This window comes from Kitasatospora sp. NPDC001540 (assembly GCF_042894345.1).
Taxonomy (GTDB): domain Bacteria; phylum Actinomycetota; class Actinomycetes; order Streptomycetales; family Streptomycetaceae; genus Kitasatospora; species Kitasatospora phosalacinea_C.
This window is the reverse complement of sequence record NZ_JBIAVO010000001.1, coordinates 511,220-525,312: the sequence shown is the minus strand read 5'-3', so window position 1 is coordinate 525,312 and position 14,093 is coordinate 511,220. Positions and strand designations below refer to the sequence as shown.

Below are 14,093 nucleotides of genomic sequence, written 5' to 3'. Positions count from 1 at the left end.
CGACAGGCACGAACCTTCCTTCCTCTCTCGAACGGGACACCTCTCATGGCACCGAGCACCGAGCCCACCCATACCTCCGCACGCCCCCGCGCCGGCCGGACCAGACGCGCCGCCGTGGCGACCGTCGCCGTGCTGACCACCGCCGGCCTGCTGTCGGCCTGCTCCTACGGCTCCAAGAGCGACGACAAGGCCTCCGCCTCCGCCAAGCCCGCCGCGAGCGGCGCGAAGCTCTCCGCGGACACCGTGAAGATCGGCTACTTCGCCAACCTCACCCACGGCACCGCGCTGGTCGGTCTCAAGCAGGGCATCCTCCAGCAGGAGCTGGGCAGCACCCAGATCAAGACCCAGGTCTTCAACGCGGGCCCGGCCGAGATCGAGGCGCTGAACGCGGGCTCGATCGACATCGGCTGGATCGGCCCCTCCCCCGCCATCAACGGGTTCACCAAGTCCGAGGGCAAGTCGCTGAAGATCATCAGCGGTTCGGCCTCCGGCGGCGTCAAGCTGGTCGTCAACCCGGACAAGATCAAGACCCTGGACGACCTCAAGGGCAAGAAGCTCGCCACCCCGCAGCTCGGCAACACCCAGGACGTCGCCCTGCTCAACTACCTGGCGGAGAAGGGCTACAAGGTCGACGCCCAGACCGGCGACGGCGACGTGAAGGTGCTGCGCACCGACAACAAGGTCACCCCCGACGCGTACAAGTCCGGCTCCATCGACGGCGCGTGGGTGCCCGAGCCGACCGCCTCCAAGCTGGTCACCCTGGGCGCGAAGGTCCTGCTCAACGAGAAGGACGTCTGGCCGGACAAGAAGTTCGTCATCACCAACCTCATCGTCTCGCAGAAGTTCCTCAAGGAGCACCCGGACGTGGTGGAGGCCGTGCTGCGCGGCTCGGTGAAGACCAACGCCTGGATCAAGGCCAACTCGGCCCAGGCCAAGGACGTCGCCAACGCCCAGATCAAGGCCGACGCGGGCAACTCCCTGGACGCCGCGATCCTCGACCCGGCCTGGCAGGACATCGACTTCATCGACGACCCGCTGGCCAGCACCCTGCAGGCCGAGGCCGACCACGCCGTCACCGCCGGGCTGCTCAAGAAGCCCAACCTGGACGGGATCTACGACCTGACCCTGCTCAACAAGGTGCTGAAGGAGAACAACCAGCCCGCCGTCGCCGACGCCGGTCTGGGCACCAAGTAAGTCTCCCAGGCCCCGAGGTCCGCGCCCCGCGCCCGCCCAACCGATGCCCACTCACCGGGCGGGCGCGGGGCCGGACCCCGGACACCGATCCCTTCCCTGCCCGGAACCACACCCGCAGGAGGTGCCCGTGACCACGGCACTGACCACCTCGCCCGACGCCGCCGGCGCGGGCCGCCCGGACGGCGACACCGCCGTCCGGATCTCGCACGTGCACAAGACCTTCGGCCGCCCCGGCACCGCCGCACCGGTGCTGGAGGACATCAACCTCACCGTCGCACCCGGCGAGTTCGTCACCCTGCTCGGCGCCTCCGGCTGCGGCAAGTCCACCCTGCTCAACCTGGTGGCCGGCCTGGACAAGCCGACCTCCGGCACCATCGAGGTGCCCGGCGGCCGCCCCGCCCTGATGTTCCAGGACCACGCGCTGTTCCCCTGGCTCACCGCGGGCAGGAACATCGAACTCGCGCTGCGCCTGGCCGGCGTCCCCAAGGAGGAGCGCCGCCCCGAGGCCGAGCGGCTGCTCGAACTCGTCCGCCTCCAGGGCTCCTACAGGAAGCGCGTCCACGAGCTCTCCGGCGGCATGCGCCAGCGCGTCGCGCTGGCCCGCTCGCTCGCCCAGGGCTCCCAGGTCCTGCTGATGGACGAGCCGTTCGCCGCGCTCGACGCCATCACCCGCGACGTCCTGCACGACGAGATCACCCGGATCTGGGCGGAGAAGCAGCTCGCCGTCCTGTTCGTCACCCACAACGTCCGCGAGGCCGTCCGGCTCGCCCAGCGCGTCGTGCTGCTCTCCTCCCGCCCCGGCCGGATCGCCAAGGAGTGGCGCATCGACCTGCCGCAGCCGCGCCGCATCGAGTCCGCCGGGGTCGCGGATCTGTCCATCGAGATCACCGAAGAACTGCGTGGGGAGATCCGCCGCCATGTCCAGCACTGACACCGCCGCCACTCCCCTCACCAAGGACGGGTCCGCCGACAGCGCGAGCGTCGAGGCCGGCCTCGACGCCCTGGAGACCGTCCAGGCGCAGCGCCCCCCGCTCTCCGCGGTGCTGCGCCAGAAGGTCCTGCCGCCGGTCCTCGGCGTGGTGCTGGTCCTGGTCGTCTGGCAGCTCGCCTACAGCCTCCACCTCACCACCCCCGACAAGCTCCCCAGCCCCGCCGACGTCTGGGACTCGCTCACCGAACTCTGGTACGCCGGAACGCTGTTCTCCATCATCTGGACCAGCGTCTGGCGCGGCCTGTCCGGCTTCGTGCTGTCCGTCGTCATCGGCACCCCGATCGGCCTGGTCGTCGCCCGGATCAAGCCGGTGCGGGCCGCGCTCGGCCCGGTCCTCTCCGGCCTGCAGTCGCTGCCCTCGGTGGCCTGGGTGCCCGCCGCGATCATCTGGCTCGGCATCACCAACTCCGCCATGTACGCGGTCATCCTGCTCGGCGCCGTCCCGTCCATCGCCAACGGCCTGATCAGCGGCATCGACCAGGTCCCGCCGATCTACCTGCGAGCCGGCCAGACCCTCGGCGCGACCGGCCTGCGCGGCGCCCGCCACGTCCTGCTGCCCGCCGCGCTGCCCGGCTACCTGGCCGGGCTCAAGCAGGGCTGGGCCTTCTCCTGGCGCTCCCTGATGGCCGCCGAACTCATCGCCGCCTCCCCCGACCTGGGCCTCGGCCTCGGCCGCTACCTGGAGAACCAGCGCGAGTTCTCCAACATGTCCGGCGTCCTGCTCGGCATCCTGCTGATCCTGTTCGTCGGCGTCGCCATCGACCTGCTCTTCTTCTCCCCCCTGGAGCGCCACGTCCTACGCACCCGCGGCCTCCTCGTCAACTCCCGCTGACCCCATGCCCTCCCGCACCACACCCTCCACCCCCGCGCCCCACCAAGGGCGCGGGGCCCAGCCCACCCCGGACCGGGGACGCCGCGACCCGGCCACCCCAACTCCGACGCCCCGGCAGGGGAAGAGCAGCCTGGCCACCCCAACCTCCGCGCCCCGCCAGGAGCGCAGCGACCTGGCCACCCCAACTCCCGCCCCTCGCCAGGAGCGCAGCGACCTGGGCACCCCAACTCCCGCCCCTCGCCAGGAGCGCAGCGACCTGGGCACCCCAACTCCGGCGCCCCGTCAGGGGCGCGGGGAACTGCGCGCCGCGGAAGGCGACTTCCCGCAGCCGGACGCCGCCCCCGCCCCTGCGCGCCGAACGCCGCCCCCCGCTGCGGTCGCACCCCCGCCCCCGCTCCTGCTGCTCGCGCACGGCTCCCGCGACCCGCGCCACGCCGCGACCGTCGAGGCCCTCGCCGCCGCCGTCCGCGTCCTGCGTCCCGAACTGCCGGTCACCACCGCGTACCTGGACCACTGCGCCCCCCGCATCGCCCAGGTCGCCCCGCGCCTGACCGACGCGATCGCCGTGCCGCTGCTCCTGAACCGCGCGTTCCACGCCAAGCACGACATCCCGGCCGCCCTGCGCGCCGCCGGTTCGGCGATCCCGGTCGCGGACGTCCTCGGCCCCTCCCCGCTGCTCCTGGACGCCCTCGACCGCCGCCTCGCCGAGTCCGGCCTGGACGTCGCCGACCCGGCGGTCCGGGCCCGTACCGGTGTCGTCCTGGCCGCGGCCGGTTCCTCCGACCCGGCCGCGAACGCCACCACCCGGGCGGTGGCCGCCGAGTGGCGCCGCACCCGCGGCTGGGCCGCCGTCGGCACCGCCTACGCCTCCGCGACCGCGCCCACCGTCCCCGAGGCCCTCGCCGCCCTGCGCGCCGTCCCGGCCGTCCGCCGCACCGCCGTCGCCCCGTACCTGCTGGCCCCGGGCCTCCTCCCGGACCGGATCGCCGCCGCCGCGGCCGCCGCCCGCGCCGACCACCTCGCCCCGGTCCTGGGCGCCGCCCCGGAGTTGGCCCGCCTGGTCCTGGCCCGCCACTCCGAGGCCGCCCGCGCCCTCGACGCCCCGACCGCCCACACCGCCTGAGGCCGCCCCGCCTGAGGCCGCCCCGCCGGGGCCCCGCAGCCGGTCAGCCGACCCGGCGCAGCGTGAACCCGTCGCCCGGCGTCCCCGCGAACAGCAGGTCGAGGCGGCCGCTGAGGGCGTAGACGCCGCCGCCCGGTCCGGCGGTGATCGCGGTGGGGTCGGTGTCGGTCAGCGGGCGCTCGGCGGTCAGGGCGGCGCTGCGCCAGCCGTCGGCGCTGCGCAGGGTCAGCTCGGCGTCCCGGCCGTCGTCGCCGAGGTGGTTGGTGACGGCAAGCAGCGAACCGTCCGGCCGCCCCAGCATCCCGTCCAAGCCGACGAACCGGTCCCCCGCCCCGCCCGCGCCGTCGGCTCCCCGCACCTCGATCCGCGACAGCTCCGCGGGCCGGTCGACCGGGATGCGCCACAGCGTGGCGTCGTCGGTCTTGCCGACGACGAGCACGCCGTCCCGCCAGACGATGCCGTTGAGCCCGATGCCGCCGGCGGGCGCGGCCAGCCGCGGGTCGCGGACCAGGACGCCGGCGGTGCCGTCGGGCGTGACCCGGTAGACGAGCGGCGCGAGGGTGTCGGTGACGTACGCGGTGCCGTCGGGCGCGTAGGCGACGTCGTTGGCGAGGTGCGGTCCGCCGTCGGCGGCGGCTGCGGCCAGGTCGGCGTGGAAGAGCCGCCGTCCGGTGCGCAGGTCGTACGCGCCGAGTCCGGCGGTGTGCGCGGTGCTCGCGGGGGTGCTGCGGCTGCCGACCCCCAGGTCGCCGTCGGCGACCAGGACCCGGCCGCGGGCGGGGTCGGCGTGCAGGCCGATGACGCTGACCAGGTGGGCGGGGTCGTCGACCAGGGTGCGCAGCGTCCCGTCGGGGCGAACCTCGCTGACGGTGCCGTTCACCATCGAGCCGACCAGGAAGCGGTGGTGCGCGGCGTCCCAGGTGGCGCCCTCCGGGGTGGCCGCGGCGCCGTGCCCGACCACCACCGCGGGGCCGCATCCCGCGCCCACCGCGCCCGCCGTACCCACCGCGCCCGCGGGCGCCGCCACCCCCGCGACCAGCGCCGCCACCAGGCCCGCCCCGACCAGCACCTGACGGATCGTCATCTCTTCTCCTCCTGCTACCCCGGCGGCCGTCCCGCCGGACGCCTCCACCCTCCCGCCGCCCGCCGGGGCCCGGCAGTGCGTGCGGATACTGGTAGTCGCGGTGACAGGCAGCGCGGGACGGAGGGGGACGGACATGGCGGGGGCGGAGTTCCGGCGGGATTCGCTGGCGGGGTTCCTGCGGGCGCGGCGCGCGGCGCTGTCGCCGGAGCAGGTGGGGATGGCGCCGGGGGTGCGGCGGCGGACGCCCGGGCTGCGGCGGGAGGAGGTGGCGCTGCTCGCGGGCGTGGGGGTGACCTGGTACACGTGGCTGGAGCAGGGGCGGGAGATCAACCCGTCGCCGGAGGTGCTGGGGGCGCTGGCCCGGACGCTGCGGCTGGACGCGGCGGAGACCGACTACCTGTTCCGGCTGGCGGGGCAGCCGCCGCGCCCGGCGCCGGGGGCGACGGACCTGGAGGTGGCTCCGGCGCTGCTGCGGCTGGTGCGGGCGCAGGCGCCCGCCCCGGCGTTCCTGACCGACCCGGACTGGGAGGTTCGGGCCTGGAACCCTCCGGCGGACGCCGTGTTCGACTTCTCCCGGGTGCCGCCGGAGCAGCGCAACCTGGCCTGGGTGGCGCTGGTGCACGGGCCGACCCGGCGCCGCGTCGTCGACTGGGAGCACCACGCCCGCCGCACCCTGGCCGAGCTGCGCGCGGCGTACGCGGAGCGCGGCGGCGACGGGGACCCGGCGGCGGCCCGGCTGGCGGCGCTGGTCGAGCGGCTGCGGGCCGCCGCCCCCGAGGTCGGTCGGTGGTGGGACGAGCACCGGGTGCGCGAGCGGGTCGGCACCGAGAAGGACCTGCGGCACGAGGCGGTGGGCCTGCTGCGGCTGGACCAGGTGGTGCTGGGCGCCCCGGGCGGCCTGCGCCTGGTGGTGCTGGCCCCGCGCGACGCCGTCACCGCCGACCGGCTGGACGCGCTGGCGGCGGCCGCCGAACCGCAGCGGTCCTGACCGGGCCCGGGGCGTCGGATTCCTCCTTGCCGCCGGTGGTTCGAACCGGAATGATCTCCCCGTGCATCACCTCATCGCCCCGATCACCGTCTTCGTGATCCTCGCCCTGATACGCGGCTACCGTTCCCGGAGCACCGGGCCGTCCGCCCCGAAGTCCCCCGCCCGGAAAGCCCCCTACCGGGTACCGGAGTCGTTCGACGCCACCGCGTACGGGCTGCCGCCCCGCGCGGCGCTCGACCCGACCCGGGTCGGCCCGCCCTCGCCCGCCCGGGCGAGGGCCGCGCAGGCGGTGGCGGACGCCGCCTGGGGCGGCGACTGGCGGTCCGCCGCCGACCACCTCGCCGCGGCCGCGGGCGACTGGGACGAGCACTGGTCGCGCTTCGAACTGCTGCGCGCGGTCGCCCGGGAGGACGACGCCTGGCTGACGGCCTGGCGCGCGGCGGACCCGAACAGCTGCGACGCGGCGGCCCTGGAGGCGGACCTGATGGTGCACCGCGCCTGGGCGATCCGGGGCGGCGGGTACGCGAACGAGGTCCCGCCCGAGAAGATGGCCGAGTTCCGGGCGCTGCTCCCGGCGGCGATCGAGGCGGCCCGCCGGGCCGCGCTGCTGGACGCGGCGAACCCGGCGCCCTGGGTGGTCATGGTGACGGCGGCGCGCGGCGCGCAGATCAAGCCGGACGGTTTCCGCCCGCTGTGGGAGGGCCTGGTGGCCCGGGCCCCGCACCACTACGAGGGGCACTGGCAGGGCATGCAGTACTGGTGCGCCAAGTGGTTCGGCACCAACGGACAGATGATGCGGTTCGCCGAGGCCGCGATGGACGCCGCCCCGCCGCGCAGCCCGCTCGCGGGCCTCTACCTGCACGCGCTGTCCGAACTGGAGTCCCGCGACTCCGGGCTGCCGACCGGCGCCGCCGCGACCGCCCGGCTGGAGGCCGTCGCCCGGGCGCTGTCCGAGGTCCCCGCGGAGGACCCGCGCCTGCCGGGCCTGCGGCACCTGCTGGCCCACTACCTCGGCCGGGCCGGGCTGCACGCGGCCGCGCTGGAGCAGTTCCGGCTCATCGGCCGCTGGTGCGGCGCCCAGGTGTGGGCGGACCGGGGCGACCCGGCCGAGGCGTTCCACGCGGCCCGCGCCGAGGCGGTGGAGAAGTCGGGCGCCCGGCCGCTGCCGCCCGAGCAGCAGTGGCGGGAGAAGAACCCGGACGCGGCGTTCCACCGCTGAGCCCGGGCCGCCGCCCCCGGGACGCGTGCGCGGCCGTGCGCGGCGGTGGGTTCGTCCCCGGTGGACGGCAGCGGGGTGGTGGGACCGGCCCGGGAGCCGTCGGGGAGGTGCGGGTCGACCCGGCCGCGCCGGAGCGCGCCCTCGGGGTTGCGGCGCGGCGCGGCGGTCTCGTGCCGGGGCAATGCCGCGCAACGGTCATGGAACGGCGGGGAGACCAACACGCCGTCACCCGTCCGAGTGAGGCCCGGAATCGGCGAGGCGTTCGTGCACCCACGGGTCCGCGGCGTGCCGCGCCGCCTCCCGGCGGGCCGCCCGGAACCGCTCCCCGAGGTCCCCGTACGGGGCGTCCGCCCACCGCCAGGCGCCGACCGCGCACGCCTGCCGCAGCGGGGTGCCGCCCCGCACCGCGGCGAGCAGTTCCTCCTGCAGCCGCCGACGCCCGCCCGCGGCGAGCAGGACCTGGGCCAGCCAGCGCGGCGAGGAGGGATCGCCGTCGGCCAGCAGCGCCTCCAGCACCGGCCCGTAGTGGGCGCGGGCCGCGGAGCGGTCCTCGGCCAGGTGCCGGTAGGCGGTCTGCCGCTTGTGCCCGATCCGGTGGTACTGCGCGTACCCGGGGGCCCGGGCGGCCAGCGCGGCGACCCGCTCGTCCGGTTCGATCCGGGCTTCGATGCCGAGCGCCGCGAGCAGCGCGTCCAACGCCGCCTCCTGCGCGTCCAGCCGCGCCCCCCGGTCCAGCCCCGCGCCCCGGTCCAGCCCCGCGCCCTGCCCCTGCTCCATGCGTCCGCCCTCTCCGGCTCTCTCCGCTCTCCACCCGGCCCGCCCGCAGATACTTGCAGGCGCGGGAATTTGCGTACCTCGAATAAGCTTGTCACCGGTAGGACCCACCGACGAAGGGAGCACGGGCCATGACCCGACCGGACCCCGGCCTGGCGCACGGCTGGTGCGCCCTCACCGCCCTGCACGGCCGGATCGAGGCCCACGTCGAGCGCGCCCTGCAGGCCGAGCACGAGCTCAGCGTCCGCGAGTTCTCCGTGCTGGACGTGCTCTCCGTCCAGCACGACGGCGACGGCGGCCACTTCCGGATGAACCAGCTCGCCGACGCGGTCGTGCTCAGCCAGAGCGCCACCACCCGCCTGGTCACCAGGCTGGAGGACCGCGGCCTGCTGGCCCGCTACCTCTGCCCCACCGACCGCCGCGGCATCTACACCAACGTCACCCCGGACGGCCTCGCCCTGCTGGAACGGGCCCGCCCCACCAACGACCGCGCCCTCGCCGAGGCCCTCGACAGCGCCGAACAGCGCCCCGAACTCGCCCCCCTGGTGACCGCCGTCCGCGCCCTCTCCCGGCCCGCCCCCGCCCCCGTCCCCGCGGGCTGAACCCGCCCGCCGCTGACGGCCCGTCGGCGGTCCGAGGACGGCCCGCACGAGAACGCACCCGCCGCCCACAGCGCCGAACGCCCCCGCCGGGCCGGGAGCACCGCCGGTGGGCGACCGCACCGCACGTCCTCGCGCCGGGCCGCACGCACCCGGCTCCCGGCACCGCCGCCGACCGGGCAACAGCCTCCCGGCCCCCACCCCGAACAACGACCTGTCGGCCCCCACCCCGAACCGGGGCCGGGGGCCGGTGGCCGTCCGGCGTCAGTCCGTCTTGCGGCGCTGGCGCCCCGTGCCGTAGTTGGCGCCGCTCTTCGAGCCGGAGCCCGGCTTCGCCCGGCCGGAGGCCTTGCCGATGAAGCCCGCCGCCATCTGCGAACTCCCGGCGCCGGGGCGCTGCTTGGGGCGCGGCCGGCGCGGGTTGCCGCTCATGTCGACGTCCCTGGGCAGGCCGCTGTCGGCCCGCTTCGCCGGGCGGCGGCGCGCCTCGCCGTCCACCGGCTTCGCCCCGCCGCGCCCGCGGCCCCGGCCGCGTCCGGCGCCCTCGCCGTTCGCCGCCGCGGGCTGCTCCTGGGCGGGGGCGGCCGCCGTCGCCGGGACCGGCAGGGTGACGGCCACGCCGGAGGGGGTGCGGGCGCCGGTGATGCGTCCCAGCTCGCCGTCCTGGGGACGGACCTTGGTGACGGTCGGGCGGATCCCGGCGATGCTCATCAGCCGGTTGACCTCGCGGCGCTGCTCGGGCAGCACCAGGGTCACGACGGTGCCGGACTCGCCGGCCCGGGCGGTGCGGCCGCCGCGGTGCAGGTAGTCCTTGTGGTCGATCGGCGGGTCGACGTTGACGACCAGGTCGAGGCCGTCGATGTGGATGCCGCGGGCGGCCACGTTGGTGGCGATCAGCGCGGTGACCTCGCCCCCGCGGAACTGGTCGAGGACGCGGTTGCGCTGCGGCTGCGACTTGCCGCCGTGCAGCGCGGCGGCGACCACGCCGTTGGCGCGCAGCTGCTTGGCCAGCCGGTCCGCGCCGTGCTTGGTGTGCACGAACATGATCACCCGGCCCTCGCGGGAGGCGATCCGGGCGGTGGTCTCGGCCTTGTCGGAGGGGTCGAGCTGCAGCAGGTGGTGGTCCATGGTGGTGACCGCCCCGGCCGACGGGTCCACCGAGTGGGTGACCGGGTCGGTGAGGAAACGGTTGACCAGCCGGTCCACGTTGCGGTCCAGGGTGGCGGAGAACAGCATCCGCTGTCCGCCCTCGGCGACCTGCTCCAGCAGCTTGACGACCTGCGGCAGGAAGCCCATGTCGGCCATCTGGTCGGCCTCGTCGAGGACGGTGATCGCCACGTCCTCCAGGAAGACGTCACCGCGCTGGATCAGGTCGTCCAGCCGGCCGGGGGTGGCGACCAGCACCTCGGTGCCGCGCCGCACCTGGTTGGACTGCCGGGTGATCGACATGCCGCCGACCACGGTGGTGATCCGCAGGTTCAGCACCCCGGCGTACGGGGCGAGCGCCTCGGTGACCTGCTGCGCCAGCTCGCGGGTCGGCACCAGCACCAGGGCCAGCGGCCGCCGCGCGGTGGCCCGCTTGCCCGCGGTGCGCACCAGCAGCGGCAGGCCGAAGGCGAGCGTCTTGCCGGAGCCGGTGCGGCCGCGGCCGAGCACGTCGCGCCCGGCCAGCGCGTCCGGCAGCGTCGCCGCCTGGATCGGGAACGGCTCGGTGACGCCCTGCGCGCCGAGCTCCCTCATCAGCCCGGCGGGCAGCTCCAGCTCGGCGAAGCTCGCCGCGGGCGGACGCGACGGGGTGCCCTGCACGGGCGTGAAGTCCTCGGCGACCGCGGCCGCGGGCACGGCGGCCCGGCGCGGACGGCGCGGCTGCTCACCGCGCGGCGCCGCGCCCCCGCCGGTGCGGGGCGCGCCGCTGCGCGGCTTCCCGCCGCGGGCGCGCGGCTTGCTCTCCCCGCGGGACTGCTCACCGCGGGACTGCTCGGAGGTACGGGACTGCTCGCCGCGGGGCCGGTCGGTACGCGGGCGGGACTGCTCGGGCATGCGTGTTCCACTTCCTGAGGGGCCGTCGGCCCGCGCGCGGCGGGGGCCGCGGAGGGGCTGAACGATGAACCGGCCGCCAGAAAGGGTGAGAGGGGTCGCCCCGGCCGTCGGGCGACATGGACGAGGGCCCGTACCCTGTGGAGGTACGGGCCCTCGCCTGCAACATCTAGGAGTCGGCGTGAGCCGGGACTCAGATGGCGCGGATGTTCTCCGCCTGCGGGCCCTTCTGGCCCTGGGTGACGTCGAACTCGACCTTCTGGCCCTCGATCAGCTCACGGAAGCCGGTCGACTGGATGTTCGAGTAGTGAGCGAAGACGTCGGCGCCGCCGCCGTCCTGCTCGATGAAGCCGTAGCCCTTTTCGCTGTTGAACCACTTCACGGTGCCGGTAGCCATAACCGTCTCCACTTTCACTGGGGCATTGGGACACACACCTCGTGCGCCCCACGTAGCCGCGATCCCCATCCGGAGACTAAACACCGGACAAAACAAATGCGCCTGTCGGTTGGAACCAGCAGGCGCACACACACGTTCATGGGAACCAATACTGCAACTGCTTCGACAATAGCACGCCCGGCCTCGTCAATGGGGGCAATGGTTGCGCTGGTCACACCGTGTTTCGCGGGTACGCGAAGGGGGCATGCGGTCCGTTCGGACCGCATGCCCCCGCGCACCGGGCCCCCGGGTCGTCCGGCGACCGCCGGATCAGGCCCGGCCGGCCGGCTCCGGCTCGCGCTCGCCGATCGCCTCGGGGCCGTGGTCGGGCATCGCGCCGTGACCGGGCCACCACGCCTTCCTGCCGAGCAGCGCGGTGAGCGACGGGGTGAAGAACATCGCCATCACGAAGGCCGCCAGCACGATGCCGATGGCCAGCGCGAAGCCCAGCTCGGCGAAGAGGACGTTGCCCGCCAGCATGAAGGTCGCGAAGGACGCCGCCAGGATGAAGCCCGCCGCCGCGACGGTCGGACCGGCGTGCCGCAGCGCCTCCTCGGCCGCCTTGCGCGGGCTGCGGCCCTCGCGGGCCTCCTCCCGCAGGCGGGCGATGATCAGGATGTTGTAGTCGGTGCCGATCGCCACCACGAACAGGTAGATGAAGATCGGCAGCATGAACATCAGGCCGGGCTGGGAGCCGATCTTGAGGAAGGCCACCGTGGTGGCGCCCAGGGTCGCCGCGAAGCCGAGCCCGACCGAGGCCATCAGGTACCAGGGCGCGACCACGCTGCGCAGCTGGAGGCCCAGGATCAGCAGGATCAGCACGCCCGCGATCGGGAAGACCAGCTTGTAGTCGTGGGTCATCGCCAGGTTGATGTCCTTGAGGACCGCCGAGGTGCCGCCGACCAGGGCCTCGCTGCCGCCGGGGGCGGCGGCGTGGGCGGCGGTGCGCAGCTCCGCGACGGTGTCGATCGCCGCGTTGCTGGCCGCGGAGTCCTTCAGCGTCACCTTGAAGTCGGCGGTGCTGCCGTCCTTGCTGATCCTCGGGGGGGTGTCGACGCTGGCCACGCCGGGGACCTCGCCGAGCTTGGCGCTGAAGCCGTCCAGGGCGGCGGTGTCGAGCTTGCCGTCTGCGGTCAGGAAGACGTGCGTCGGGTCGGCGCTGCCGAGCATGTGGGCCTTGCCGAGGCTGTCCGTGACGACCATGGACTCCGCGTCCTTCGGCATCATGCTCTTCGCCATGTCGAAGGTGCCCTGGTAGCCCAGGCCCGCCAGCGAGAGGACGGCCAGCAGTCCGCCGGAGACCAGCGCGACCACGCCGGGGCGGCGACCGACGAACACGCCGATCCGGTGGAAGCGGGCGCCCTTGGGCTCCTCCATCCACTTCTTGCCGGGCCAGAAGGTGGCCTTGGCCGGGATGACGGCGAGCACGGCCGGGAACAGCGTCAGCGAGGCGAGCGCGGTGACGACCACCGAGATGGACAGCGCCGGGCCCAGCGAGGTGAACATGCCCAGCTCGGACAGGAGCAGCACGGCGAAGGCGACGGTGACCGCGCCGGCCGCCGAGGCGATCGCCTCGCCGACCCGGCCGACGCCGTTGGCCACGGCCGACTTGCGGTCGTCACCGGCGCGCAGCCGCTCGCGGTAGCGGAACATCAGGAACAGGAAGTAGTCGGTGCCGACGCCGAGGATGACCACGATCTGGATCGCCGAGGCGATCGTCGAGCCCTTGAGGTGGAACAGCTCGGTGATGGTGCTGATCAGGCCGCTGGCGGTGAGCATCGGGACGATCGCCAGCAGCACCGGCAGCCAGCCGACCAGCAGGCCGCGGAAGATCACGCCGACGATGCCCACGATCAGGACCACGGTGGCGACGAAGGTGATCGCGTCGGTGGCGCTGGAGGCTTCCTTCTGGTCCAGCGACACCGCGGCCTGGCCGCCGACCTGGTACTTGAGCGCGGTGCCCTCGGTGAGCTTCTTGCCCTCGGTGCGCAGGGCCTTGGCCGCGTCGGTGTACTCGTCGGTCTGCATCTTGGTCTTGTCGATGGCGACCGCGCCCATCGCGTAGTGACCGTCCTGCGAGATGGTGTGCGTCTCGGCGGAGGGTGCGACGACCTGCTGGACCAGCGGGATGTGCTTGTCGTCCAGCCCCTTGGTGACCTTGGCGATGTCGGCCCGGTCCGCGTCGGTCAGCGCGCCGCCGTCGGTGCGCTCGAACAGCAGGACGGCGCCCGGCGAGAACTCGGCCGGGAACTTGTCCTCCTGGACCGCCGAGGCCCGGATCGCCTCGTAGTGCTTCGGCAGGAAGTCGGCCTCGTCGGTGGTGGCGCTCATCTTCGGGGCGAAGGCGGTCAGGGCGACGGCGGCGACCACCCAGGCCGCGATCACCCACCAGGCCCGCTTGACGACGAAGTGTCCAAGTCGGTGGAACATGCTCGAAATGCCTCCTGGGCATGGTTCACCGCCGCCGGGGGGACGGGGACCGGGCAACGGCTCTGACCGGCGGGCGGGCCCCAGCGGGGCCTAGCCGGTCGGCAGGTAAGGACGAGTGAGCATCCTACGTGACCTTACTTGCCGCCCGGCAAGTGGGTTTCGCGTCTGCCCCCCAGGGACGGCCACGGAACCGGCCCCGCTCCATCCTCACCCGGTCCGGACCCCCCTCACCTCGTGCTCCGGGTGGAGATCGCTCCCCCTCAGGGTGGACGTCGCACCGGCCCCCGAGGAGGAGACCCTCACCCCGGGGGTGGGGAAAACCCCCTACTCGACCCTGGGGCCAGGTTCAGGGAAAAGCCGGTGACTAGCCGGATGGTCCGTCAAGG

General features: G+C 74.6%; 12 protein-coding genes. 7 read left to right on the top strand and 5 right to left on the bottom strand.

Features of this window, described 5'->3' with window-relative positions:
- Positions 1–114 precede the first annotated feature (114 nt).
- The 4 genes from ACFY00_RS02345 to ACFY00_RS02330 all read left to right on the top strand — a co-directional run bounded on the left by ACFY00_RS02345 (position 115) and on the right by ACFY00_RS02330 (position 4,140).
- Entirely contained in the window at positions 115–1,194 is a 1,080-nt protein-coding gene (locus tag ACFY00_RS02345) for an aliphatic sulfonate ABC transporter substrate-binding protein (RefSeq protein ID WP_388026353.1), read from the top strand.
- Positions 1,195–1,321: 127 nt separating this feature from the next.
- Positions 1,322–2,125, top strand: coding sequence for an ABC transporter ATP-binding protein (locus ACFY00_RS02340; protein WP_388026351.1), 804 nt, complete (start codon positions 1,322–1,324; stop codon positions 2,123–2,125).
- Positions 2,112–3,017 (top strand): ABC transporter permease, encoded by a 906-nt coding sequence (locus ACFY00_RS02335; RefSeq protein WP_388026350.1) that lies wholly within the window; start codon positions 2,112–2,114, stop codon positions 3,015–3,017. Before ACFY00_RS02340 ends, ACFY00_RS02335 begins: the two co-directional genes overlap by 14 nt.
- Before the next feature lie 397 nt (positions 3,018–3,414).
- On the top strand, positions 3,415–4,140 hold the full coding sequence (locus ACFY00_RS02330; RefSeq protein WP_388026582.1) for a sirohydrochlorin chelatase: 726 nt from the start codon (positions 3,415–3,417) through the stop codon (positions 4,138–4,140).
- A gap of 43 nt (positions 4,141–4,183) precedes the next feature.
- On the opposite strand, the gene ACFY00_RS02325 is transcribed toward ACFY00_RS02330, so the two are convergent.
- Positions 4,184–5,224, bottom strand: coding sequence for a hypothetical protein (locus ACFY00_RS02325; RefSeq protein WP_388026348.1), 1,041 nt, complete (start codon positions 5,222–5,224; stop codon positions 4,184–4,186).
- Positions 5,225–5,357: 133 nt separating this feature from the next.
- Between ACFY00_RS02325 and ACFY00_RS02320 the strand changes: the two genes are divergently transcribed.
- Both ACFY00_RS02320 and ACFY00_RS02315 read left to right on the top strand, forming a co-directional pair.
- Entirely contained in the window at positions 5,358–6,212 is an 855-nt protein-coding gene (locus tag ACFY00_RS02320) for a helix-turn-helix domain-containing protein (protein WP_388026346.1), read from the top strand.
- 61 nt (positions 6,213–6,273) lie between these two features.
- The gene (locus ACFY00_RS02315) at positions 6,274–7,431 is read left to right on the top strand and encodes a hypothetical protein (protein ID WP_388026344.1); all 1,158 of its coding nucleotides are present in this window, start codon (positions 6,274–6,276) and stop codon (positions 7,429–7,431) included.
- A 225-nt stretch (positions 7,432–7,656) separates the two neighbouring features.
- Here ACFY00_RS02315 and ACFY00_RS02310 read toward each other — a convergent pair whose 3' ends face one another.
- Positions 7,657–8,208: a hypothetical protein gene (locus tag ACFY00_RS02310; RefSeq protein ID WP_388026342.1), complete on the bottom strand. Its 552-nt coding sequence runs from the start codon at positions 8,206–8,208 to the stop codon at positions 7,657–7,659.
- Positions 8,209–8,336: 128 nt separating this feature from the next.
- Between ACFY00_RS02310 and ACFY00_RS02305 the strand changes: the two genes are divergently transcribed.
- Positions 8,337–8,807: a MarR family winged helix-turn-helix transcriptional regulator gene (locus ACFY00_RS02305; RefSeq protein WP_388026340.1), complete on the top strand. Its 471-nt coding sequence runs from the start codon at positions 8,337–8,339 to the stop codon at positions 8,805–8,807.
- 261 nt (positions 8,808–9,068) lie between these two features.
- Here ACFY00_RS02305 and ACFY00_RS02300 read toward each other — a convergent pair whose 3' ends face one another.
- The 3 genes from ACFY00_RS02300 to ACFY00_RS02290 form a co-directional block, all read right to left on the bottom strand.
- Positions 9,069–10,844, bottom strand: coding sequence for a DEAD/DEAH box helicase (locus ACFY00_RS02300; protein ID WP_388026338.1), 1,776 nt, complete (start codon positions 10,842–10,844; stop codon positions 9,069–9,071).
- 190 nt (positions 10,845–11,034) lie between these two features.
- The gene (locus ACFY00_RS02295; protein WP_380242719.1) at positions 11,035–11,238 is read right to left on the bottom strand and encodes a cold-shock protein; all 204 of its coding nucleotides are present in this window, start codon (positions 11,236–11,238) and stop codon (positions 11,035–11,037) included.
- A 309-nt stretch (positions 11,239–11,547) separates the two neighbouring features.
- Positions 11,548–13,707, bottom strand: coding sequence for an MMPL family transporter (locus tag ACFY00_RS02290; RefSeq protein WP_388026336.1), 2,160 nt, complete (start codon positions 13,705–13,707; stop codon positions 11,548–11,550).
- Positions 13,708–14,093: the final 386 nt, after the last annotated feature.